We start from the raw sequence: 24,350 nt of genomic DNA on the forward strand, positions 1-24,350 counted from the left end.
TATAACATGCCTGCTCGGTCACAACAGTATGTCGATATCGGGTGATGAGTTAAGCAATGTATTCCTCTTCTTCCTGCACATAGCTTTCTTGTGCTTGCGCAAATATTTCTTCGGAGGAAACGAGAGCATGGTACCCCTGACCCTCAGGTTGAATAACAATCTTCAACGATTGAGAAAGGGGAACGCCGCTGTCTTTTTTGTTCTGGCCGATGACGGCACCGGGCGCAAAAGGCGCAACTGCACAAGCGAAAGCCTGAACCATTTTCTCGCGACTAGCGTAATGTGACTTCTTGATGCTGAGGGCGTTACTGATGATAGCGCTGTCAATCATTGTTCCGGTCAACCAGTCACAGGATGAAGAGTAACCTGCACACCAGCGCAAACCACTTCCCTGAGTGTACTCTTTCAACAGCTGAGTTTTGGTTCCTGCAAAACACGATCCCAGCATCAACCCACTGATGTTATTGTCTGCGGCTTTTTCACTGACTGTTTTTAGAATATCTTTCAGCAGAATGCCGCCAATGTGTGATTCGCTACCATGTGCGGCGACGTAAACAATTGTATTGCGAAAAACCTGCATACAAAGGCACTCAAGGGCAATTTCGAAGCTCTTCTTATTGTAGAAATTCAGAAAATAGACCTCAGTGTCGCCCTGGAGTCTGGCGATCCCTTGAATAAATGGAACGACCGAAGAACGATTGGAATCATGATCATCCAGTTTCCAGGGTGATTCAATGACCAGGATACAATTACTGCTTTTGCTTTTTGGCATGAAATATACACCTAAGTGAAATTATTCTTTTTGGTTTGTGTAATAACTGTGTTTTTGAACTTTTATATCGTTACGCAACTCTGCAAATAACTGGATAAAAACGGTCTTGTTTCCAGTTAGTTAAACAGGTCATTTAAAGGTTCCTCATATTTGTTATCCGTCCGGATAACGTCACAATTATTGGAATCTTTATGAACCTTAACGCTAAGCGCCAGGGGACTACCCCTTTGTGTTTGCAAAATACTCGTGAGAAGAATACTTTGCAACATCAAGGAGATAAACCCACACAATTTGCTGTGAATGGCTTACAAGAACACCAGCAATTCATAGGCCAGCATATTCAGAGTCAACCTGTAAAAGCGATATTCTTTCGCAGTAATTTAATTAATAGTAGTTTTAATAAAATTCTTTTCGCAAATTTAACTCTGAATCGTTGTTATCTTGAAAATCTTATTTTCGAAGATTGTGTCATGCGAAATGTTTGGTTTTCATACTGCGTGATCGTACAGCCTGTGGTTCTACGACGTTGCAATGTGGCGGGAATGCGTCTGCTGAATGTGCATCGGAGGATGTTTGTTTTTGAAGAGTGTACCGGTGTCGGGGAATTACTCATTTCCTGACACCGGTCATTCAGATTAACGCATGGTAACGAACTCTTCTGCTGCCGTTGGGTGAATCGCAACGGTGTTATCAAAGTCTTTCTTGGTTGCGCCCATTTTCAGTGCGACCGCGAAGCCTTGCAGCATTTCATCCATTCCAAAACCAATACCGTGAATACCGACAATCTTCTCTTCCGGACCGACGCAAACCAGCTTCATGCGGCACGGCTGACGATGTGAAGTGACAGCGGTATACATCGCGGTAAATGATGATTTATACACTTTCACCTGGTCATCGCCGTGCTGTTCACGAGCCTGCTGCTCGGTCAGGCCCACGGTGCCAATTGGCGGATGGCTGAAGACCACGGTCGGGATATTGCTGTAGTCCAGATGTTCGTCCGGTTTGTTGTTAAACAGACGCTCGGACAGGCGACGGCCCGCGGCAACAGCAACCGGCGTCAGCTCAACGGCGCCGGTATTATCGCCGACGGCATAAATACCCGGCACGCTGGTGTTCTGGAATTTATCCACGACGATGTAGCCTTTTTCGTTGGTTTTCACGCCAGTCGCTGCCAGGTTGAAGTTATCGGTAGCTGGTTCACGACCAATTGCCCAAATCAGGCAATCTACCGTTTCGCTACGACCATCTTCCAGTTGCAGGGTCAGGCTGCCGTCAGCGTTTTTAACGACCGCTTTCGGAATCGCGTGGGTATGCAGAGTCGGGCCTTCGGCGTTCATCACTTCAACCAGCGTGTCGACGATCATCGGGTCGAAGCTGCGTAGCGGCGCGTGTTTACGCACGAACAGATGCGTTTGGGCGCCCAGGCCGTTAATCACGCCTGCCAGCTCAACGGCGATGTAACCTGCGCCGACGACCGCAACGCGCTTCGGCAGCGCGGGCAGCTCAAAGAAGCCATCGGAGTCGATCCCGTATTCCACACCCGGAATGTTCGGATGGCTCGGGCGACCACCGGTAGCAATCAAAATATGATCGGCAGTAATGGTTTCACCGTTCACTTCAATGGTTTTGGCATCCACAAAGCGGGCAAAGCCTTTAATCACATCGACATTATTTTTGCCCAGCACATTGTCGTACGAGGTATGAATACGATCGATATAAGCGGTACGCGTGGCGATCAGTTTATTCCAGTCGAACTTATTGATGGTGGTGTCAAAACCGTAATCCGGCCCGTACATGTGGATCGCTTCGCGAACCTGGGCGGCATGCCACATCACTTTCTTTGGTACGCAGCCCACGTTAACGCAGGTGCCGCCTAACTCTTTGGCTTCAATCAGTGCGCATTTCTGGCCGTACATTGCTGCACGGTTAATGGAGGCAATACCGCCGCTGCCGCCGCCAATAGCGATGTAATCATAGTGCTTGGTCATGACCGCTCCTTCATGTTCATTGTAGGGCGGAGAAGCGTTACGCCATCCGCCAAAATATTCGCGATTGTATACCTGATATTAAAAGGTTCCACCGATGGCTGCGATTACTCCGGCACGATCCAGCTTACCGAGGTATGACCGGTTCCTGCCGGAACCAGTTTGCTGTGCAACCACGGCAGAACGTTGTTCATCTGCTGCTCCAGCTTCCACGGCGGGTTAATCACAATCATGCCAGACGCTGTCATACCGCGCTGATCGCTGTCCGGGCGCACTGCCAGTTCAATTTGCAGAATTTTGCGGATGCCGGTGTCTTCGAGATCGTGGATCATGCGCTTGATTTGTTGGCGCAGAACCACCGGATACCACAGCGCATAGGTGCCGGTCGCGAAACGCTTGTAGCCTTCGTTAATACCGGTGACCACCGCCTGATAGTCGCTTTTGATTTCGTAGGGTGGATCGATAAGGATCAGCCCACGACGTGAAACCGGCGGCAATTTTGCTTTCAACTGCTGATAACCATCGGCTTTGGCCACGCGTGCGCGCTCATCTTTCTGGAATTCGCCGCGCAGCAGAGGAAAGTCGCTCGGGTGCAGTTCAGTTAACTGCAGGCTATCCTGTTCGCGCAGCAGCTGGCGAGCAATTAACGGAGAGCCCGGGTAGTAGCGCAACTGACCGCTACGGTTGAAGTGTTGCACTACGCCAATGTAGGGTTCCAGTTCGGCAGGCAAATCGTCCTGCTGCCAGATACGGGCGATCCCTTCCAGATATTCACCGGTACGTTCGGCATGCTCACTGCTCAGCTGATAACGGCCAGCGCCAGCATGGGTGTCCAGATAGAGAAACGGTTTTTCTTTCTCTTTGAGCGATTCAATGATCAGGCTCTGGACGGTGTGTTTCAGGACGTCGGCGTGGTTGCCTGCGTGATAACTGTGGCGATAACTGAGCATGGGTAATGAAATTCCGCTGAAATGACGATTTGCCACAGTTTACAGCAGATCGGCACAGATTACCCGTAGGCCCGGTAAGCGCAGCACCACCGGGCGTCTTTCCGTCACGGTTAGCATTGAAATCCTCTACACTTAACCCCATTGTACAAATTAATATGCACAGCGCCGGATACGCGCTTCATTCACTCTTTTCAACAGGACCGCGCTAATGACCAATCCATTGCTGACTCCCTTCGAACTGCCGCCGTTTTCTAAAATTCAGCCTGAGCATGTCGTGCCTGCCGTCACTAAGGCGCTGAACGATTGCCGCGAAAACGTTGAACGAGTGGTTGCGCAGGGCGCGCCGTACACCTGGGAAAATCTCTGCCAGCCGTTGGCGGAAGTTGACGACGTACTGGGGCGTATTTTCTCTCCGGTCAGCCATCTGAACTCGGTGAAAAACAGCCCGGAACTGCGCGAAGCCTACGAACAAACGCTGCCGCTGCTGTCTGAATACAGCACCTGGGTTGGACAACATGAAGGCCTGTACAAAGCGTACCGTGACCTGCGTGATGGCGATCATTACGCCACCCTGAGTACCGCGCAGAAAAAAGCGGTCGATAACGCGCTGCGCGATTTTGAGCTTTCTGGTATCGGTCTGCCGAAGGAAAAACAGCAGCGTTATGGTGAAATCGCCACCCGTCTGTCTGAACTCGGCAACTTGTACAGCAATAACGTCCTTGATGCCACGATGGGCTGGACGAAGTTAGTCACCGATGAAGCCGAGCTGGCTGGTATGCCGGAAAGCGCGCTGGCTGCGGCGAAGGCCCAGGCGGAAGCCAAAGAGCAAAAAGGCTATCTGTTAACGCTGGATATTCCAAGTTACTTGCCGGTGATGACCTACTGTGACAACCAGGGACTGCGTGAAGAGATGTATCGCGCTTACTCCACGCGCGCGTCTGACCAGGGGCCGAACGCTGGCAAATGGGATAACAGCCCGATAATGGAAGAGATCCTCGCGCTGCGCCACGAACTGGCACAGCTGCTGGGCTTTGAAAGCTACGCCTTTAAATCTCTGGCGACCAAAATGGCGGAAAACCCGCAGCAGGTCCTCGACTTCCTGACCGATCTGGCGAAACGCGCCCGTCCGCAGGGGGAGAAAGAGCTGGCTCAACTGCGCGCCTTCGCGAAAGCGGAATTTGGTGTTGATGAGTTGCAGCCGTGGGATATCGCTTACTACAGCGAGAAACAAAAACAGCATCTCTACAGTATCAGCGACGAGCAACTGCGTCCTTATTTCCCGGAGAACAAAGCCGTTAACGGTCTGTTTGAAGTGGTTAAACGTATTTATGGCATCATTGCCAAAGAGCGCACCGATGTTGACGTCTGGCATCCGGAAGTTCGTTTCTTCGAGTTGTATGACGAAAACAACGAGCTGCGCGGCAGCTTCTACCTCGACCTGTATGCCCGTGAACATAAACGCGGCGGGGCGTGGATGGATGACTGCGTCGGCCAGATGCGTAAAACCGACGGCACGTTGCAAAAGCCGGTTGCCTACCTGACCTGTAACTTTAACCGTCCGGTGAACGGTAAACCTGCGCTGTTTACCCACGATGAAGTGATTACCCTGTTCCACGAGTTCGGCCACGGTCTGCACCATATGCTGACCCGTATCGAAACCGCGGGCGTTTCCGGTATCAACGGTGTGCCATGGGATGCGGTCGAACTGCCGAGCCAATTTATGGAAAACTGGTGCTGGGAGCCGGAAGCGTTGGCGTTTATCTCCGGCCATTATGAAACCGGCGAACCGCTGCCGAAGGAACTGCTGGATAAAATGCTGGCGGCGAAAAACTACCAGGCGGCGCTGTTTATTCTGCGTCAACTGGAGTTCGGTCTGTTTGATTTCCGTCTGCACGCGGAATTTAACCCGCAGCAAGGGGCTAAAATCCTCGACACGCTGGCGGAAATCAAGAAACAGGTCGCAGTGGTGCCGGGCCCAACCTGGGGCCGCTTCCCGCATGCCTTCAGCCACATTTTTGCTGGTGGCTACGCGGCGGGTTACTACAGCTATCTGTGGGCCGACGTACTGGCGGCAGATGCCTTCTCTCGCTTCGAAGATGAAGGGATTTTCAACCGTCAAACCGGACAATCGTTCCTCGATAATATCCTCACCCGTGGCGGTTCTGAAGAGCCTATGGAACTGTTCAAGCGCTTCCGTGGCCGCGAGCCACAGCTGGATGCAATGCTGGAGCATTACGGGATTAAAGGCTGATTATTCACGTGAAAATCTGCTTAGTCGATGAAACAGGCGCCGGAGACGGCGCCTTATCTGTTCTGGCCGCCCGCTGGGGACTGGAACACGATGAAGATAACCTGATGGCGCTGGTGATGACGACAGCACATCTGGAACTGCGCAAACGCGATGAACCTAAGCTCGGCGGTATCTTCGTCGATTTCGTGGGCGGTGCGATGGCCCATCGGCGCAAGTTTGGCGGTGGCCGCGGTGAAGCGGTGGCGAAGGCGGTCGGCATTAAAGGCGATTACCTGCCGGATGTGGTCGATGCAACCGCAGGGCTGGGGCGCGATGCGTTTGTACTGGCCTCGGTAGGCTGTCGCGTACGAATGCTGGAACGTAATCCGGTGGTTGCTGCGCTGCTTGACGATGGCCTGGCGCGCGGGTATGCCGACCCGGAAATCGGTCCGTGGCTGCAGGAGCGTTTGCAGTTGATTCACGCGTCGAGCCTGACGGCGTTAACCGATATCACGCCGCGCCCGCAGGTGGTGTACCTCGACCCGATGTTCCCACATAAGCAGAAAAGCGCGCTGGTGAAAAAAGAGATGCGCGTGTTTCAGTCGCTGGTGGGGCCGGATCTGGATGCGGATGGGTTGCTGGAGCCTGCTCGTCAGTTAGCCACCAAACGTGTGGTGGTGAAGCGTCCGGACTACGCGCCGCCGCTGGCGGATGTCGCTACGCCAAACGCGGTAGTTACTAAAGGGCATCGATTCGATATTTATGCGGGAACGGCATAGGCCAGATGGTTAGCAATAGTGCCCGATGGCGCTACGCTTATCGGGTCTACAGCTCAGTGCCGTTAGTAGGCCGGATAAGGCGGTAGCCGCATCCGGCATCACGGGTTAAACAAACGGTGCCAGCGGATCGGCAATCTCAAACGCTACCGCGCGGTCCGCCTTCGGCGGGTAAATCAGCTCGCTGACAATCGACACCTTCAGCTTCTTCGCTTCTGCACGCGTCAGTTTCACCTGCTGATCCCATCCTTCGCTATACACCGCACCCCAGGCACCGAGATCCAGGCAGGTGACGTAGTTTTCCTGACGATATGGCAGTGGTGTTATGTTTAACAGGTCTGCCGCGGCATTATTACCGGCGAATTTACCCAGCAAGATGGCGTGCTGGCAGGTCATCAGCGCATGATTGCCTTTGTCGTCGGTGGCGGCATAGGCTACATCGCCAGTGGCGTAGATATCATCGTGACCCACAACCTGCAGATTGGCATTTACATGCAGACGGCCCTGGCGATCGCGCGGGGCGTTAATCTGTGCTGTCAGGCTATTAGCCTGTACGCCGACGGTCCAGATAACTGTCTGGGAAGAAATCACCTGTCCATCTTTCAGCGTGACGCCAGAGGCATCCACGCACTCTACTTCCGCATTGACCAGCCACTCGACACCCAGTTCAGCAGAGGCTTCGATAATCACGTCACGTAATTCCTCGCTCCAGCGTCCGCCCGGCTGAGCGCCGCGTTCAACTACGACAACTCTGGTCTTAGCATCAGCGCCCAATATTTCGCGCAAACGACCTGGTAATTCCAGCGCCATTTCAATGCCGGTAAAGCCGCCGCCGCAGACCACTACCGTATTGCGAGCCTCACTTTCCGGTTGTAATGCCAGATCGTTAATGTGCTGCTCCAGTACGGCGGCGCTCTCAAGTTGGTCGAGGTCAAACGCGTGCTCGGCGGCACCGGTGACGGCGTCGCGGTTTACGTGACTTCCGCTGGCAAGCACCAGGCGGTCGTAGCGGCGCAGATGAATGTCACCGTTGGCATCTTTCCAGCTCACCTCTTTAGAGTCCGGGAGGATTTGCTCGACGTGACCTTGCAGGAAGTTGACGCCGGTAACGTCAAACAGCGGTTGCAGTGGTGCGACCAGCGTATGAACGGCGCTTTCATAAAAACGTGGGCGGACACGCAGCTCTGGCTGTGGCGCAATTACTGTAATATCAATGGCCTGCTGATGTTTATCCGCCAGTCGTGCGGCGCTTAATGCTGCCCACATACCGGCAAAGCCGGCGCCCACGATCAGAATTTGTTTACGCATTGGAGTTTTCTCACTGGTGACTACGAGTTATTTACTCGGATTTTATTTGTCGTAGTTATGAATTGCAATGCGATTGAGATCCTTTTTGCCTCAAAGGGTGAGGGTTTTTTATTATCTATTTGATAAATATGTATTTAAAGTTTTATTGTGAAGAGGGGTTACTTTGCTGTCTGGAATGAGTGAAACGAAAAAGCTACAATAAACTCAGATTAATTTTGACTGAGATAAGAGAATGGCATTCTACAGTTCTGGGGTTGAGTACGGCATTCATAGCCTGATGTGTATGGTCGACAGTAAGGGCGACGCGCGGGATATGAGCGTGCGGGAAATTGCCGAACTGCAAAGTGTGCCATATGACTATCTGGCAAAAATTTTCACCCGTCTGTCCAAAGCGGGTCTGGTGCGCAGCATTGAAGGCAAGGGCGGTGGTTTCCAGTTAGCTAAACCTGCTGAACACATCACTGTGCTGGATGTGGTGAATGCTATTGATGGTGATAAGCGCATCTTTGAATGTCGTGAAATTCGCCAGCGGTTGGCGGTATTTGAGGAGCATCCACCAGAGTGGGCCTGTGAAGGCATTTGTGGTGTGCGTTCGGTAATGGACATGGCCCAGCAGCGGATGGAAGAAGCGCTCGGTCAGCATACGATTCTGGACCTGGCGCGCAAAATGTACCGCAAAGCGCCGGACACCTTTGTGGTGGAAGTGCAGGAGTGGATAGACGCGCGTAAAGGGTAGTGAGTGAAAATGCCGGATAGGGCAATAGCCGCCATCCGGCACTGAAGGTTATTGTTCGGTGCTCGGCGTATTAATCATGCGGTTCAGCCATGGCACCATAATCGCCATCACCACCGTTACGGCCAGGGTCACCAGACCAATCTTACTGAAGACGTTGGTATAGATAGGCAGCGTTTGCAGCGGGTCGGTGATGTTCTCTGGTACGGCGGTGAACGTCGCGACATAACCCCCCATCAGGAAGGCTGCTGCCTGGGTCAGGAACCACATCCCGAGAATAAAGCCCATCAGGTGTTGTGGCACGAGAGCGGCGACCATAGCCAGCCCCAGGGCGCTAATCAGCAGTTCACCCAGGCTCTGGAACAGATACACCAGCACGATAAACCACGGCGACGTCAGCCCCTGCGCATCGGCAAACCACATTCCGGCTGCAGCGGCGGTCAGGAAACCCAGCGAGCACAGGAACATACCGAGCGTAAACTTCATCGGCATGGTCAGGTCTTTACCTTTGTTGCCCAGACGGGTATAGATTGCGGCCAGTACCGGACTCGCCAGTACCACCCAGAACGGGTTCAGCGCCTGGAAGCTTACCGGGTTGATGGCGAAACCAAGAATTTCATGGTGCACGTTATTGATAGCAAAGAAGTTCAGCGAAGTTGGCATCTGCGCGTACAGCACGTAGAACACCACCGCTTCCAGCATCAGGATAAAGGCCACAAACATTTTGTTGCGCCCGGTTTTATCCAGTTTGAAGGCCTGACGGAAGAAGATGATCGTCACGGCAATCGACAGGACGATCAGCACCAGGTTGGCAATCTGCACGTTGTGCATCAGCCAGGCGCAGATAAATACCATCACTACCGTTCCGGCCAGCACGCAGAATAGATTACGGAAATTCAGCGGCTTATGGTCTGGCTCTGAACCGATATTCTTCACCATTCCACGGCAGGCAAAGTAGACCAACAGCGCGACAATAAGCCCGGCCCCGCACAGATTATAGGTCACCGCATAGCCAAACTTATCGGCAATCACCGGTGCCAGCGACAACGACAGCAGTGAACCGATGTTAATCGACATATAAAACAGGGTGAAAGCACCGTCCAGACGGGCGTCTTTCGGTGGATAGCATTTTGACAGCAGGCTTGCCGGGTTGGCTTTAAACAGCCCGTTACCGACGGCAATGGTACCCAAAGCAATAAAAATCAGGTCGGGCTTAAGCAGTGACATCCCGGTCATGAAGTAGCCGATCGCCAGCACAATGGCGCCGAGTACCAGCGTACGCTTAGTGCCTAACAGATGGTCGCCGACGTAGCCGCCGATCGAGATCAGGCCGTAGACCAGCGCGGCAAATGCACCAAAGGTGACAAATGCCTGTTCCTGCGAAAAACCGAGCTGCTTAACAAAAAATACCGCCAGGATGCCCTGAACGCCGTAATAGCCAAATCGTTCCCATAATTCCACAAAGAAGATCATGAAGAACGGACGAGGTTGCTGCAGCAAGCCCGTAGGTGCAGTTTTATTCATATTCCATCGCCTTTCAAAGCCATCCCGAAAAGTATGAACGCGTATGCTTAAACGCGCCGAAAAAGTCTTATTTTGTTATAGACTGCGGTTATTGGCCGCAGGAGTAGAGTATTATAGAGATAGTTTTTGATCCAATTAGTTGATCACACTAATTATGATTTATTTGTTGGATTGATGTACTAATTGTGTCTGAATGATAAAAACAAAAACGCCCGCAAAGGCGGGCGTTTACAGGCTTAACGACTTGTAGCGCGTCGGGTAATCTCCCGACGGCCAGCATTTTATGCTTCTTCGTCGTCACGCAGCGGAACAATCAGCATGTCGACGTGGACAGTGTTGATCAGTTGGCGCGCGGAGGACATTAGCTTGCTCCAGAAATCCTGGTGATGACCACAAACGACCAGATCCATGTCGTATTTTTTGATGGCATCAACCAGAACCTGACCCAGGTCGCCGCTACCGCTCAGGGTTTCGGTGATAGGGTAGCCTGCGTTGGTGGAAAGCTCAGTTAGCGCGTGGTGGGTTTCTTCAGAAATGCGTTTCTGCATGTCGCCCAGATTCACGTCGATAAGCCCGGTGTACAGGTCGGAATAGTTTACGTCAACGTGGATAAGGGAGACTTTAGCATTGTAAGGCCGCGCCATAGAGACCGCTTTTTCAACCAGAACTTTGCTTTCCGGAGAAAGATCAACCGCGATAAGAATGTGTTTATAAGCCATAGTGTTACTCCTTCCATAAGTTGTCGATGACTAGCCTGCTGGCGTTTACCTGCCGCCGCGTCATCCGCATCCTGCGAACCTTGCGCGCGGGGCTAGCCCAGTCGTAAAAACGTACCATATAAGGACTATCCTTACATTATAGCGACCAGGATAATCCGTCAATCCGCCTTGCTTGCCAAGCAGTTAAACAAATTTTTTAGTTAATTGCATTGATAGCGATTAACCTTCTGGCAAAAAAATTAACTAATCTCCTACACTATCTAGAGAGGCGTTCGGATGCGTGATACTAATACGAACGGTTCGGCTGTACTCTTCACTGAATGGTTTGGCAGGGTATCGGGGAGCGGTAGTCCCGGAAAGGAGTTCCGTGGGCGGGTCGCCGGGGAGGAGGTATGATAAGCACCATTGCATTGTTCTGGGCTTTATGTGTCGTTTGCATTGTTAATATGGCGCGCTATTTTTCTTCGTTACGCGCACTGTTAGTGGTACTTCGTGGTTGCGATCCATTGCTTTACCAGTATGTAGATGGTGGGGGCTTTTTTACCTCGCATGGGCAACCGAACAAGCAGATGCGTCTGGTGTGGTATATCTACGCTCAGCGTTACCGCGATCATCATGATGATGAGTTTATTCGCCGCTGTGAGCGGGTTCGCGGTCAGTTCATCCTCACCAGCGCGCTATGTGGCCTGGTGCTAATCAGCATGGTTGCGCTGATTATCTGGCACTGATGCCAACGACAGATACAAAAAAAGCGGGTCAGAAAACTGACCCGCTTTTTTACCGTGCATTCGCTTAGATAAGCTTCAGAGAGAGCCAGTAAAGCCCGCCGGAAAGAAGAATTGCGGCTGGCAGGGTGAAGACCCAGGCCATCAGAATGCTGGTCACCGTTTTACGCTGTAAACCGCCGCCATCAACAACCATCGTCCCCGCAACGGAAGAAGAGAGAACGTGGGTGGTGGAAACGGGCATACCGGTGTAACTGGCGAGACCGATAGAGACTGCGGCAGTCATCTGTGCCGACATCCCCTGGGCATAGGTCATGCCTTTCTTACCGATTTTCTCACCAATGGTGGTGGCTACGCGACGCCAGCCGATCATGGTACCAATGCCCAGCGCCAGTGCGACGGCCATAATGATCCAGATAGGCGCGTACTCAATGGTGCTCAGCATGTCAGCTTTCAGTTTTTTCAGCAGACGCTGATCGTCAGTGCTTACGCCAGGCAGCTTAACCACTTTATCCGTGGTATCAGAGATGCACAGCATAATACGGCGCAGCTGACCACGCTGTTCGACGCTTAACTTGTCGTAGGTTTCCAGGTTCGCCAGCATACCTTTCGCACGTTCCAGCGCGTTGATGGTATTCGCCGGGTGGCAATGGAACTCTGTCGTCGTCGCTGGTGCCGCGTCCGTCGGGGACGGAATCAACTGGTCTACGCCTGTGGCCTGTTTAAGCAGGTCAGGACGCTGCTGGAAGAAGACTTCGACGTTATTGATGGCATCACGGGTACGGGTAATCTCGTAACCGGAAGCATTCATATTCACCACGAAGCCTGCAGGCGCTACGCCAATCAGCACCAGCATCACCAGACCAATGCCTTTCTGCCCGTCGTTAGCGCCATGAGAGAACGCCACGCCGATAGCGGAGAGGATTAGGGCAATACGCGTCCAGAACGGCGGCTTTTTCTTGCCATCTTTCTTTTCACGTTCTGCTGGCGTCAGGTGGATACGGGCACGTTTTTTTGTACCGCTCCAGTAGCGACGCAGAATGAAAATAAGACCACCTGCAACCACCAGGCCGACAATCGGCGAGATGATAAGCGAGGCAAAAATACCCATTACTTTCGGAATGTTAAGTGCATCTACCACAGAAGTGCCGGTCATCAGCGCATTGGTTAAACCAATACCGATAATGGCGCCAATCAGCGTGTGGGAGCTGGATGCAGGCAAACCAAAGTACCAGGTACCCAGGTTCCAGATAATTGCCGCCAGCAGCATGGAGAACACCATGGCGAGGCCATGTGACGATCCCATATTGAGCAGCAGATCCGTTGGCAGCATATGCACGATGGCATACGCCACGCTGAGACCGCCCAGCAAAACACCAAAGAAGTTGAACACCGCAGCCATGACCACCGCCAATTGCGAACGCATTGCACGGGTATAGATCACGGTTGCGACAGCATTGGCTGTATCATGAAAGCCGTTAATCGCTTCGTAGAACAGCACAAAAGCCAGAGCAAGCAATAGTAAAAGCCCGGTATGTAAATCCAGGCCAGCAAACAAATGTAGCATAGGACGTTACGCCATTTTGAGGACATGAACGCGGCGCATTATCAGTGACTTTGGCGGCGCGGGCAAAGTGAAATATAGAGTTTTTTTGATTTGTCTCCTGCTTTGTTTTACACCACTAAAGAATTATCCTATATATTTCAGATAAATACCCTTTATCGGTAGTTTGGTGCTGGTGCGACCACTGAGGAATCTTTACAATTCACACCCGCTTTTTAGAGAGGATCGCAACGTGGAAAGGTTTGATACCGTTATTATAGGCGCTGGCGCAGCGGGTATGTTTTGTGCCGCGCAGGCAGGACAAGCAGGTAGTCGCGTACTGCTGATTGATAATGGTAAAAAGCCAGGGCGTAAGATTCTCATGTCTGGCGGGGGACGCTGCAACTTTACCAATCTTTATGTCGAGCCTGCCGCCTATTTGAGCCAAAACCCCCATTTTTGCAAATCGGCGCTGGCGCGTTACACGCAGTGGGATTTTATCGACCTGGTGGGCAAACACGGTATTGCCTGGCACGAAAAAACGTTGGGTCAGCTGTTCTGCGATGATTCCGCCCAACAAATTGTCGATATGCTGGTGGCCGAGTGTGAAAAAGGTAACGTAACTATGCGGTTACGTAGCGAAGTCCTGAGCGTCGAGCGAGAGGGTGATGATTTCATTCTCGAATTGAACGGGATGACCGTGGGCACGAAAAAGCTGGTTATTGCCTCCGGTGGTCTCTCTATGCCGGGTCTGGGGGCAACGCCGTTTGGTTATAAAATTGCCGAACAGTTCGGTCTGAACGTATTGCCAACGCGCGCAGGGCTGGTGCCCTTTACGTTGCATAAGCCACTGCTGGAGCAGCTTCAGGTGCTCTCTGGCGTGTCGGTCTCCTCTGTTATCACCGCCGAGGACGGCACCGTCTTTCGTGAAAATCTGCTCTTTACACACCGCGGGCTTTCTGGTCCGGCCGTACTGCAGATTTCCAGTTTTTGGCAGCCAGGCGAATTTGTCAGCATTAATTTGTTGCCGGATGTTGACCTTGCGAGCTTCCTCGATGACCAACGCAGCGCCCACCCTAATCAGAGCTTAAAGAATACGCTTGCTATGCAGTTGCCAAAACGTCTGGTGGAATGTTTACAGCAGTTAGGGCAAATCCCGGACGTCTCGCTGAAACAGCTTAACGTGCGCGATCAACAAACGCTGGTTGAGACGCTGACCGATTGGCGGGTGCAGCCGAACGGTACGGAAGGGTATCGTACCGCTGAAGTCACGCTGGGCGGCGTTGATACCAATGAGCTTTCATCGCGCACGATGGAAGCACGTAAAGTGCCGGGACTCTATTTTATCGGCGAAGTGATGGACGTTACCGGCTGGTTGGGAGGCTATAACTTCCAGTGGGCATGGTCGAGTGCCTGGGCGTGTGCGCAAGATTTAGCGCCAGCCTGACTGTGACGCCCGACAACCTGAGCTGCCGGGCGTTATCATTAGTTCAGACCAAGAAAGTGCTGGGCGATTTTAAAGTAGATAATTAACCCGGTACCGTCGATAAGCGTGGCGATAAACGGGGCCGAAACCACGGCGGGATCAATGCCGATACGCTTGAGCACCATGGGGATCACTGATGACACCACGGCGCTCCACAGCGTAATGCAAACCAGCGTCAGGCTGACGATCAGCGTGATTTCCATGCCGATGCCCATCATCCACGCGCGTAAGCACCCTGCCAGGCCCAGCGTCAGAGCGATCAGCAGCGAAGTTGAAACTTCTTTGCGGATCACCCGGCCCATATCGCGCAGCCGCACTTCTCCCAGCGCCATTGAACGTACCAGCGTCGAAGTGATCTGCGTACCGCTGTTGCCGCCAGTACCAATTAATAGCGGAATAAAAAAGGCCAGGGCAATTGCGGATTCCAGCGCCTCTTCAAAATGCTGAAGCACGCTGCTGGTATAGGCTTCTGCGACAAACAGCAGCAGGAGCCAGACCGAACGTTTTTTCCACAATGTCCACGGACTAATTTCCAGATAGGGTTTTTCCAGCGGTAGCGTGGCGCCCTGAAGCTGAACGTCTTCAGTAACATCATCTTCCTGTAGATGAGCGATCTCTTTTTCCATCAGACAACCGACCAGCTCACCTCTCTCAACGACAGCAACCAGATCGACTTCGCGTTCGGCTAACTCGGCAACGACCTGCGCCCGTTCATCATCAGGCTTTACATGAAATAAACAGCTGTCCGTAAGATGGTTGATGTTCAGCGACGTATCTTTTTCCTGCAATAAGCGCTTGATGGATAACACCCCGCGCAGCGCTTTTCCGGCCACAACAAAGACCTGGCCTGGGATGTCATCCGTTGTGAGTTGGGAGACAAAGTACTCGCGAGCGCCGTTCACGCTGAGATGGTCCGGCAGAGTAATAAAATCGGTGCGCATATATTGGGCGATAGCGTCGCCGTTGAAATCCGGCATAGGATGATGAGCGGCGCAGAGTGGCATAGATGACATGGTGTAATTCCCTATAAAAATCTCTCATAGGGGCGAACAAGACAGGGTTAGCGCAGGCAGATCCCTACGTCCTGGTTTTAGCACTGAACAACGTATCTGCCCGATGGTGAAATCGTCAGAAGTTACCTTGGCAACACCTTGATTCGATGGATGCCTGTATTTCCCTGAGTGGTCTCTCTCGATACCAGCAGGGCGATAACTTGTATTTGTACAGGAGCCTCGCCATAACGAGATCGGTAAATGAGCCGCTATTATAAGGATGCCTAATCATTGATTATGTTTATAGTTGCGATTGTTTATCAATCGTTGATATACGAAATATTTCTTGTGCCAGGGCTGAACTGGAAACGACAACCGAATAGACATATTGAATCCAGGTGTTAGTATTCAATAGACAGCAGTTATGAGTATGCGTGTTTCATTTCCGGCCAGGAACGCTGATGATGACAACATTACTACCCGATTTCGCAGCATTTTCGTCACTCACTTCCTTCGCGGTGTGCGTTGCTATAACGCCTGTCCGCACTCTGGCCATTATTTCTCATTCCTTCTCATCCCGGATGGAATCTCCCGCTGAATAGCTGTTCAGTGGGCTTTGTGACACGCATCGTTTGATAACAGGGATTACGGCGGGTCGGATATGGAAAAGATTAAGCGTCATCTGGTGTGGTGGGGCGCGGGTATTGTGGTGGTGGTTGCTGCAATAGCATGGTGGATGTTGCGTCCTGCGGGGATTCCGGAAGGTTTCGCGGCCAGCAACGGCAGAATAGAAGCTACCGAAGTGGATATTGCCACCAAGATTGCCGGACGAATTGACACAATCCTCGTATCGGAAGGGCAGTTCGTTCGTCAGGGCGAGGTGCTGGCGAAAATGGATACCCGCGTGCTGCAGGAGCAGCGGCTGGAAGCTGTCGCGCAAATCAAAGAAGCCGAAAGCGCGGTGGCTGCGGCACGAGCGCTGCTGGAACAGCGGCAAAGTGAAATGCGCGCCGCGCAGTCGGTGGTAAAACAGCGCGAGGCGGAACTGCAGTCGGTCTCTAAACGTCACGTTCGCTCCCGTTCTCTATCCCTGCGTGGGGCTGTATCCGAGCAACAGCTGGATGACGACAGGGCCGCGGCTGAAAGTGCTCGCGCGGCACTGGAATCCGCCAAGGCGCAGGTCTCTGCGGCAAAAGCCGCAATTGAAGCCGCCCGTACCAGCATCATTCAGGCGCAAACCCGCGTAGAAGCCGCGCAGGCCACCGAACGTCGTATTGCCGCTGATATTGATGACAGCGAGCTGAAAGCCCCGCGCGATGGTCGCGTGCAGTACCGTGTCGCCGAACCGGGCGAGGTGCTTTCCGCGGGCGGTCGCGTACTGAACATGGTCGATCTCAGCGATGTCTACATGACGTTCTTCTTACCTACCGAACAGGCTGGTTTATTGAAGATTGGCGGTGAAGCTCGCCTGGTGCTGGACGCCGCGCCGGATCTGCGTATTCCGGCGACCATTAGCTTTGTGGCTAGTGTCGCGCAGTTCACACCGAAAACGGTCGAAACCAGTGATGAACGGCTGAAGCTAATGTTCCGCGTTAAAGCGCGTATCCCGCCAGAGCTGTTGCAGCAGCATCTGGAGTACGTGAAAACCGGTCTGCCGGGCATGGCGTGGGTGCGTGTTGATGAAAATCGCCCCTGGCCTGACGACCTGGTGGTGAGGTTGCCGCAATGACGCATCTGGCGCTGGTTCCCGTTCCTCCCGTGGCGCACCTTGACGGCGTGAGTCAGCATTACGGGAAAACGGTCGCGCTGAACAACATCACGCTGGATATCCCTGCCCGCTGTATGGTGGGGCTTATTGGCCCGGATGGCGTCGGAAAATCGAGCCTGCTGTCGCTCATCTCCGGCGCGCGGGTCATTGAACACGGCAACGTGATGGTGCTGGGCGGCGATATGCGCGACCCAAAACATCGACGGGATGTCTGCCCGCGCATTGCCTGGATGCCGCAGGGGTTAGGGAAAAACCTGTACCATACGCTGTCGGTGTATGAGAACGTCGATTTCTTTGCCCGGCTGTTTGGTCATGATAAAGCGGAACGCGAAGCGCGGATTACCGAGCTGTTGAACAGCACCGGCCTGGCACCGTTTCGCGACCGTCCCGCCGGGAAACTCTCGGGCGGGATGAAGCAAAAACTGGGATTGTGCTGCGCGTTAATCCACGACCCGGAACTGTTAATTCTCGATGAACCCACCACCGGTGTCGATCCGCTGTCCCGTGCCCAGTTCTGGGATCTAATTAACAGCATTCGCCAGCGGCAGACCAACATGAGCGTGCTGGTTGCGACCGCTTACATGGAAGAAGCCGAGCGCTTTGACTGGCTGGTAGCGATGAACGCCGGGGAGGTGTTAGCCACCGGGAGCGCCCAGCAGTTACGCGAACAAACCAACAGCAACACGCTGGAGCAGGCGTTTATCGCGCTGCTACCTGAAGCCCAGCGCCAGGCGCATAAGCCGGTGGTGATCCCGCCGTATCACGCTGAGCAGGAAGAGATTGCCATCGAGGCGAAAGACCTGACTATGCGCTTCGGTAAGTTTGTCGCCGTTGACCACGTTAACTTTCGTATTCCGCGCGGGGAAATCTTCGGTTTTCTCGGCTCCAATGGCTGCGGTAAATCCACCACCATGAAGATGCTCACCGGTCTGCTACCCGCAAGCGAAGGTGAGGCGTGGTTGTTTGGGCAAGCGGTTGACCCGAAGAATATCGATACCCGCCGCCGGGTGGGCTATATGTCGCAGGCGTTTTCGCTCTACAGCGAGCTAACTGTCCGGCAAAACCTCGAACTACATGCGCGGTTGTTCCATATCCCCGAAGCAGAAATCCCCGGGCGGGTACAAGAGATGAGCGAGCGCTTTTCGCTGACCGATGTCGAAGACGCGTTGCCCGGCGCGCTGCCGTTGGGGATCCGTCAACGTCTGTCGCTGGCGGTGGCGGTGATCCATCGCCCGGAAATGCTCATTCTTGATGAGCCGACCTCCGGGGTCGATCCGGTGGCGAGGGACATGTTCTGGCAACTGATGGTCGATCTGTCGCGGCAGGACAAAGTGACCATTTTTATCTCCACCCACTTTATGAACGAAGCGGAGCGCTGCGACCGGATGTCGCTGATGCACGCCGGAAAAGTACTGGCCAGCGGCACGCCGCAGGAACTGGTGAAACAGCGTGGCGCCGCCAGTCTGGAAGAGGCGTTTATCTCCTGGTTACAGGAAGCGGCAGGCCCGGCACCGGAAGCTCAGTTACCGCCAGCCAATGTTCCGATAGCGCATGAAAATAGTCAGCCGCCGCGGCAGGGCTTTAGCCTGCGGCGGTTGTTCAGCTACAGCCGCCGTGAAGCGCTGGAACTACGACGCGATCCGGTACGTTCAACGCTGGCGCTGATGGGCACAGTGATCCTGATGCTGATCATGGGCTACGGCATCAGCATGGATGTGGAGAACCTGCGTTTTTCGGTGCTCGATCGTGATCAGACCGTCAGCAGCCAGGCGTGGACGCTGAATCTGGCGGGATCGCGCTATTTTATCGAACAGCCGCCGCTCACCAGTTATGACGAGCTGGACAAACGGATGCGTTCGGGCGAAGTGGCGGTAGCAATAGAGATCCCGCCAAACTTTGGCCGCGATATCGCGCGTGGCACGCCGGTGAAGATTGGCGTCTGGGTCGATGGCGCAATGCCGAGCCGCGCTGAAACGGTCAGAGGCTACGTACAGGCGATGCATCAGACCTGGCTGCAGGATGTGATGGCGCGTCAACCCAATTCCAGTGGGCAAAACGGGCTGATGACCATTGAAACTCGCTATCGTTACAACCCGGATGTAAAGAGTCTGCCGGCGATTGTTCCGGCGGTGATCCCGCTGCTGCTGATGATGATCCCCTCGATGCTCAGCGCCCTCAGCGTAGTGCGTGAGAAAGAGCTGGGGTCGATTATCAACCTGTACGTTACGCCCACGACCCGCAGCGAGTTTTTACTCGGCAAACAGTTGCCGTACATCGTGCTGGGGATGCTGAACTTCCTGCTGCTGTGCGCGCTGTCGGTGTTTGTGTTCGGCGTGCCGCATAAGGGGAGTTTTTTAACCCTGACGCTGGCCGCGCTGTTGTACGTCACCATTGCCACCGGGCTGGGGCTGTTAATTTCCACGTTTATGAAAAGCCAGATCGCGGCCATTTTTGGTACGGCGATTATTACGCTGATCCCGGCGACGCAGTTTTCTGGGATGATCGATCCGGTCGCCTCGCTCGAAGGGCCTGGACGCTGGATTGGTGAAATTTACCCGACCAGCCATTTTCTGACCATCGCGCGTGGGACGTTCTCTAAAGCGTTGGATCTGACCGATCTCTGGCAGCTGTTTATTCCGCTGGTGGTAGCCATTCCGGTGGTGATTGGTCTGAGCGTATTACTGCTGAAAAAACAGGAGGGGTGATGCGCCGATTACGCAATATTTATAACCTCGGCATCAAAGAGTTGCGCAGCCTGCTGGGTGACAAAGCGATGCTGACGCTGATCGTCTTTGCCTTCACGATTTCGGTTTATTCTTCCGCGACCGTCCTGCCGGGTTCGCTGCATCTGGCGCCGATTGCTATTGCCGATATGGACCAGTCGCAGTTGTCGAACCGGATTGTGAACAGCTTTTATCGCCCATGGTTTTTACCGCCGGAGATGATCACCGCTGATGAGATGGATGCCGGACTGGACGCCGGGCGCTACACCTTCGCCGTGAACATTCCACCTGATTTTCAGCGTGATGTGCTGGCCGGGCGGCAGCCGGATATTCAGGTTAACGTCGATGCCACGCGGATGAGCCAGGCCTTTACCGGCAACAGCTATATCCAGAATATCATCAGCGGCGAGGTGAACAGCTTTGTGGCCCGATACCGTGACAATAGTGAGCCGCCGGTGGCGCTGGAAATGCGTATGCGCTTTAACCCTAATCTGGAACCCGCCCGCTTTGGTGCGGTGATGGCGATTATCAACAACATCACCATGCTGGCGATCGTGCTTACCGGGTCGGCGCTAATTCGCGAGCGCGAGCACGGGACCATTGAGCATCTGCTGGTTATGCCGGTGACGCCGTTTGAGATCATGATGGCAAAAATCTGGTCGATGGGTCTGGTGGTGCTGGTGGTTTCCGGTCTGTCGCTGATGCTGATGGTAAAAGGCGTGCTCGGCGTACCGATTGAAGGTTCGATACCGCTGTTTATGCTGGGCGTGGCGCTGAGCCTGTTCGCCACCACCTCGATCGGTATTTTTATGGGCACGCTGGCGCGCTCTATGCCGCAACTGGGGTTACTGATGATTCTGGTACTGCTGCCGCTACAGATGCTCTCTGGTGGTTCTACACCGCGTGAAAGCATGCCGCAGGCGGTGCAGGACATAATGCTGACTATGCCAACTACCCATTTTGTCAGCCTCGCGCAGGCGATACTTTACCGCGGCGCAGGGTTTGGCATCGTCTGGCCGCAGTTCCTGACGCTGTTGGCGATTGGCAGCGCGTTCTTCCTGATAGCGCTGCTGCGCTTTAGAAAGACGATTGGCACGATGGCGTAATTGGTTGGCTTCATATCTTGACTGCATTGTATGCTGTTATAATATGACTTCAAAGGATGAAGTCATAAGGACATGCGATGAAGGAAAAAGTGTTGTCTTTACGCAAAAAGCAAAAGAACACGCTGGATCAGCTTTTTAAAGCACCGACGCCGCAGGGAATCAAGTGGTCGGAAATTGAGTCACTGATCAAGGCGTTAGGTGGCGAAATCAAAGAAGGACGAGGCTCGCGATGTAAATTTCTTTTAAATAAGAGCATTGCGAGTTTTCATAGACCACATCCTTCTCCGGATACAGATAAAGGCGCGGTCGAAAACGTACGTGACTGGTTAACAAATATAGGGGTAAAACCATGATCAAACCCAAAACGCCAAACTCAATGGAAATCGCCGGTCAACCTGCGGTAATTAATTATGTCCCTGAGCTTAATGCGTTTCGCGGTAAGTTCCTGGGATTGTCAGGCTATTGTGATTTTGTCTCTGACAGCATTCAGGGGCTGCAAAAAGAGGGGGAGATCTCCTTACGAGAGTATCTTGATGATTGCTCTGCCGCAGGGATAGAACCTTACGCAAACCCGGAAAAGCTGAAGACGTTTACTCTGCGCTATCCAGAGTCTTTCGGAGAACGTTTAAGTTTTGCGGCAGCGGAAGAACAGGTATCAGTCAATACATGGATCATCGAAACGCTCAGCAAAAGTCTCAAACAGGCATAGTTGCTAGTTGGTTTGCTCATTATTGCCAGGGGCTTCGCTTGCCTGGCCTACAGACGGTAACGGAGTAGGCCGGATAAGGCGTAGCCGCCATCCGGCAACGAAACAGGCAATTACTCTTCTTTTGGCAGGCACTGCAAATGACCGTGGCGCACGCCGCGCTGGGAAATCACGTCATCGGCAAAATGCTGCACATCGCCCATGTCGCCTTTTAGTACGGCGATTTCCAGGCAGTCGTCATGGTTGATGTGCACGTGCAGCGTGGCGACCGATAAATCGTGGTGGTGGTGTTGGGTAGAAACAATGCGGCTCGCCAGGTCACGCTTCTCATGCTCATAAACATACGAGAGCACCGCGAAGCCCTGAGTGCCGTGTTCCTGAGTGGTTTCCTGCGCCAGTGCGCCGCGCAGAATATCGCGGATCGCTTCGGAACGGTTGTTGTAGCCACGGCGCTGACTCAGGCCGTCGAGCGTTTCCAGTAAATCATCATCGAGGGTAATGGTGATACGTTGCATCCGATTTCAACCTTACGATATGGCGCGGTGGCGCACGGGAATGAGGGCATTACAGACGCTGTACGGCGTCGGCGGTCAGGGTAAACGGCGTGGGGGTGCACACCGCCAGGCTCAGGGTATCGATCTGGCACTGGCTGACGGAGAGTGAGGAGGTCAGCGCGGTACTGTCGACGCTGACGATTTGCCAGGCACTGCCGCCGCGCTGTTTCACGATAGCTTCTTTACGCGTCCAGATGCGCCAGAACGCCGCCAGCTGTTGCTCCGGGTGTTCGGCTTCAACTTCAGCGTGTTCCCCAAGACTGAATACCGTATTTGCCAGCGTTTGCCAGTTATCGCGCGGGCGAACGACTTCAATATCGCAGCCGACTTCCCCTTCGTCGCTGAGCAGCAGGACGATGTCATCGCCGCTATGGCTGAGATTGAACCACAGCGGCGTGTCGGCGGAAAAGGCCGGTTTTCCTTGCTCGCCATAGATGATGTTCGGTAATGGCGAAAGGGCATGGGAAAGCAGCACGCGACCTGCCAGCCAGCGCGCACGGCGAACACCTTGCGGCGCTTGCTCTTTCATCGCGGCAGGCAGTTCGCCAGCGCTTAAAACAGAAACTTTCCCAAGAACGATCCGGTACATATCAGGACTAACCTTTAGTAATAATGGGGTTGTGTACCACTCTTCACATGCTGTTTGCAAGTTTATCCCGGTAATCGACTTTTGGGCCTGCCGGGTCCCAGTAAAATTGCCAGTTTGCTACCGCCTGTGGTCGTTTCCATCCAGATTTTACACACGCTGGTTAACGGCACAGAGAGCAGCATGCCTACCGGGCCGAGCAGCCATCCCCATACCAGCAAAGAGAGGAAGACGATAAGCGTCGATAATCCCAGCCGATGCCCCATCATGCGGGGTTCGAGGATATTGCCAATAACCATATGCACCACCAGGAACAGCGCACCAACCAGTACGCATTCGTAAATGCCGTTGAACAGCAGCGCCTGGATCATGGGCGGGACGGCGGAAATGACCGAGCCAATGTTGGGCACGTAGTTTAGCAGGAAGGCCAGCACGCCCCACATCAGAGCAAACTGAATCCCCATCAGTGCCAGACCCAGCCAGATAATGGCACCGGTCCATAAGCTGAGCAACGTTTTCAGTGCCAGATAGTGAGATACGCCCTTGAGCGCCCGATGCAGCCCCGCAATATGGATTTGTGGGTTGTTCAGCGAAAAGCGCAGCTTATAAGGAACATGACGTACCTCAAACAGCATAAAGACGACTGTCATCACCAGCAGAACGACGCTGGCCATGGCGCCGGAAAGACTTGTCATCAGCGTGGTGGTGAAGGTCATTATTTTGTCGGAGTCCATACGTTGCAGCATGCGCTCCGGGGACATATGCAGATTTAAAAAGGGAACCATCTCTTGCAGATGCAGGACCTTACGTGTCAGCTCCTTGTTGTATTTGGGTAGCATGGCCATGAATTCCGTGATCGAAGACGCGAGGACGCCGATCAGTGCCGTGAGGACGAACAGCATCACCACCACTACGAGCGTAATGGCAACCGGGCGACGTACTCCCCGGCGAATAAACCAGGCGACCAGCGGATTCAATACAATGGCAAAAAAGAGGGCCAGCAGCAGTTGCACAATGATATCCGCCGCGGCATGAATACCGGCGAGGATCACCACCAAAGCAGCCAGTTTGAGTAAAATGTGCAAACCCGTTTTATCGGGCTGAGCGGTTGTCATGTTTTCTTCCTGTTTGCGTTTTTGCATTAAGAGCTCATCCCAGTAGGCG

The 24,350-nt window shown here is 53.4% G+C and carries 22 protein-coding genes and 1 riboswitch; of the genes, 11 read left to right on the forward strand and 11 right to left on the reverse strand.

The genetic code is table 11. The features are described 5' to 3' along the window. Positions 1-49 precede the first annotated feature (49 nt). A complete protein-coding gene (locus tag OGX67_RS03315) occupies positions 50-772 on the reverse strand; it encodes a hypothetical protein (protein WP_032950454.1) in 723 nt (240 codons plus the stop codon). A 191-nt stretch (positions 773-963) separates the two neighbouring features. Here OGX67_RS03315 and OGX67_RS03320 point away from each other — a divergent pair, with 191 nt between their 5' ends. Continuing rightward, on the forward strand, positions 964-1,392 hold the full coding sequence (locus OGX67_RS03320) for a hypothetical protein (protein ID WP_032950452.1): 429 nt from the start codon (positions 964-966) through the stop codon (positions 1,390-1,392). Between the two features lie 15 nt (positions 1,393-1,407). Here OGX67_RS03320 and gorA read toward each other — a convergent pair whose 3' ends face one another. Both gorA and OGX67_RS03330 read right to left on the reverse strand, forming a co-directional pair. Next, entirely contained in the window at positions 1,408-2,760 is a 1,353-nt protein-coding gene (gene gorA, locus OGX67_RS03325; protein ID WP_257651325.1) for a glutathione-disulfide reductase, read from the reverse strand. A gap of 104 nt (positions 2,761-2,864) precedes the next feature. Further along, positions 2,865-3,707, reverse strand: coding sequence for a 23S rRNA (adenine(2030)-N(6))-methyltransferase RlmJ (locus tag OGX67_RS03330; protein WP_003023347.1), 843 nt, complete (start codon positions 3,705-3,707; stop codon positions 2,865-2,867). Between the two features lie 208 nt (positions 3,708-3,915). On the opposite strand from OGX67_RS03330, the gene prlC reads away from it, so the two are divergent. Both prlC and rsmJ read left to right on the forward strand, forming a co-directional pair. After that, entirely contained in the window at positions 3,916-5,958 is a 2,043-nt protein-coding gene (gene prlC / locus OGX67_RS03335) for an oligopeptidase A (protein WP_257651324.1), read from the forward strand. An 8-nt stretch (positions 5,959-5,966) separates the two neighbouring features. Beyond that, positions 5,967-6,716, forward strand: a complete 750-nt coding sequence (gene rsmJ, locus OGX67_RS03340) for a 16S rRNA (guanine(1516)-N(2))-methyltransferase RsmJ (RefSeq protein ID WP_003023353.1) — start codon at positions 5,967-5,969, stop codon at positions 6,714-6,716. A gap of 105 nt (positions 6,717-6,821) precedes the next feature. Here rsmJ and OGX67_RS03345 read toward each other — a convergent pair whose 3' ends face one another. Next, positions 6,822-8,021 carry an NAD(P)/FAD-dependent oxidoreductase gene (locus tag OGX67_RS03345; RefSeq protein WP_071696358.1) on the reverse strand — a complete coding sequence of 400 codons (1,200 nt, stop codon included), beginning with the start codon at positions 8,019-8,021 and terminating at the stop codon, positions 6,822-6,824. 232 nt (positions 8,022-8,253) lie between these two features. On the opposite strand from OGX67_RS03345, the gene OGX67_RS03350 reads away from it, so the two are divergent. Next, positions 8,254-8,757, forward strand: coding sequence for an RrF2 family transcriptional regulator (locus OGX67_RS03350; protein ID WP_003023361.1), 504 nt, complete (start codon positions 8,254-8,256; stop codon positions 8,755-8,757). 48 nt (positions 8,758-8,805) lie between these two features. Here the strand turns inward: OGX67_RS03350 and dtpB are convergent, their stop codons facing one another. Together dtpB and uspA are read right to left on the reverse strand one after the other, a co-directional pair. After that, a complete protein-coding gene (gene dtpB / locus OGX67_RS03355; RefSeq protein ID WP_003023364.1) occupies positions 8,806-10,278 on the reverse strand; it encodes a dipeptide/tripeptide permease DtpB in 1,473 nt (490 codons plus the stop codon). Positions 10,279-10,559: 281 nt separating this feature from the next. Further along, a complete protein-coding gene (gene uspA / locus OGX67_RS03360) occupies positions 10,560-10,997 on the reverse strand; it encodes a universal stress protein UspA (protein ID WP_003023368.1) in 438 nt (145 codons plus the stop codon). Positions 10,998-11,389: 392 nt separating this feature from the next. Between uspA and uspB the strand changes: the two genes are divergently transcribed. Continuing rightward, positions 11,390-11,725, forward strand: coding sequence for a universal stress protein UspB (gene uspB / locus OGX67_RS03365; protein ID WP_003023371.1), 336 nt, complete (start codon positions 11,390-11,392; stop codon positions 11,723-11,725). Between the two features lie 64 nt (positions 11,726-11,789). On the opposite strand, the gene pitA is transcribed toward uspB, so the two are convergent. Then, a complete protein-coding gene (gene pitA / locus OGX67_RS03370) occupies positions 11,790-13,289 on the reverse strand; it encodes an inorganic phosphate transporter PitA (RefSeq protein WP_061547455.1) in 1,500 nt (499 codons plus the stop codon). 229 nt (positions 13,290-13,518) lie between these two features. On the opposite strand from pitA, the gene OGX67_RS03375 reads away from it, so the two are divergent. Continuing rightward, entirely contained in the window at positions 13,519-14,712 is a 1,194-nt protein-coding gene (locus OGX67_RS03375) for a BaiN/RdsA family NAD(P)/FAD-dependent oxidoreductase (RefSeq protein WP_057101814.1), read from the forward strand. 38 nt (positions 14,713-14,750) lie between these two features. On the opposite strand, the gene OGX67_RS03380 is transcribed toward OGX67_RS03375, so the two are convergent. Then, positions 14,751-15,764 carry a magnesium transporter gene (locus OGX67_RS03380; protein ID WP_003837796.1) on the reverse strand — a complete coding sequence of 338 codons (1,014 nt, stop codon included), beginning with the start codon at positions 15,762-15,764 and terminating at the stop codon, positions 14,751-14,753. 55 nt (positions 15,765-15,819) lie between these two features. Continuing rightward, positions 15,820-16,003, reverse strand: a riboswitch (M-box (ykoK) riboswitch). Positions 16,004-16,404: 401 nt separating this feature from the next. On the opposite strand from OGX67_RS03380, the gene OGX67_RS03385 reads away from it, so the two are divergent. From OGX67_RS03385 to OGX67_RS03405, 5 genes are all read left to right on the forward strand, one after another. After that, the gene (locus OGX67_RS03385) at positions 16,405-17,472 is read left to right on the forward strand and encodes an HlyD family secretion protein (protein ID WP_003023381.1); all 1,068 of its coding nucleotides are present in this window, start codon (positions 16,405-16,407) and stop codon (positions 17,470-17,472) included. Continuing rightward, complete coding sequence (gene rbbA / locus OGX67_RS03390; RefSeq protein ID WP_048218800.1) at positions 17,469-20,216, forward strand: ribosome-associated ATPase/putative transporter RbbA; 2,748 nt, start codon at positions 17,469-17,471, stop codon at positions 20,214-20,216. Before OGX67_RS03385 ends, rbbA begins: the two co-directional genes overlap by 4 nt. After that, positions 20,216-21,340, forward strand: coding sequence for an ABC transporter permease (locus OGX67_RS03395; RefSeq protein ID WP_048213609.1), 1,125 nt, complete (start codon positions 20,216-20,218; stop codon positions 21,338-21,340). The genes rbbA and OGX67_RS03395 overlap by 1 nt, the downstream gene beginning before the upstream one ends. Before the next feature lie 77 nt (positions 21,341-21,417). Further along, positions 21,418-21,693, forward strand: a complete 276-nt coding sequence (locus OGX67_RS03400) for a type II toxin-antitoxin system HicA family toxin (RefSeq protein WP_257651323.1) — start codon at positions 21,418-21,420, stop codon at positions 21,691-21,693. Continuing rightward, the gene (locus OGX67_RS03405; RefSeq protein WP_003837808.1) at positions 21,690-22,049 is read left to right on the forward strand and encodes a type II toxin-antitoxin system HicB family antitoxin; all 360 of its coding nucleotides are present in this window, start codon (positions 21,690-21,692) and stop codon (positions 22,047-22,049) included. Before OGX67_RS03400 ends, OGX67_RS03405 begins: the two co-directional genes overlap by 4 nt. A 110-nt stretch (positions 22,050-22,159) precedes the next feature. Here OGX67_RS03405 and nikR read toward each other — a convergent pair whose 3' ends face one another. The 3 genes from nikR to OGX67_RS03420 all read right to left on the reverse strand — a co-directional run bounded on the left by nikR (position 22,160) and on the right by OGX67_RS03420 (position 24,301). Beyond that, the gene (nikR, locus tag OGX67_RS03410; RefSeq protein WP_003023387.1) at positions 22,160-22,561 is read right to left on the reverse strand and encodes a nickel-responsive transcriptional regulator NikR; all 402 of its coding nucleotides are present in this window, start codon (positions 22,559-22,561) and stop codon (positions 22,160-22,162) included. A 49-nt stretch (positions 22,562-22,610) separates the two neighbouring features. Then, positions 22,611-23,189 carry a 4'-phosphopantetheinyl transferase AcpT gene (acpT, locus tag OGX67_RS03415; RefSeq protein WP_257651322.1) on the reverse strand — a complete coding sequence of 193 codons (579 nt, stop codon included), beginning with the start codon at positions 23,187-23,189 and terminating at the stop codon, positions 22,611-22,613. 62 nt (positions 23,190-23,251) lie between these two features. Further along, positions 23,252-24,301 carry an AI-2E family transporter gene (locus OGX67_RS03420; RefSeq protein WP_003023393.1) on the reverse strand — a complete coding sequence of 350 codons (1,050 nt, stop codon included), beginning with the start codon at positions 24,299-24,301 and terminating at the stop codon, positions 23,252-23,254. Between the last annotated feature and the right edge of the window lie 49 nt (positions 24,302-24,350).

It is taken from the genome of Citrobacter sp. Cf118 (assembly GCF_030334095.1).
GTDB lineage: Bacteria > Pseudomonadota > Gammaproteobacteria > Enterobacterales > Enterobacteriaceae > Citrobacter > Citrobacter freundii.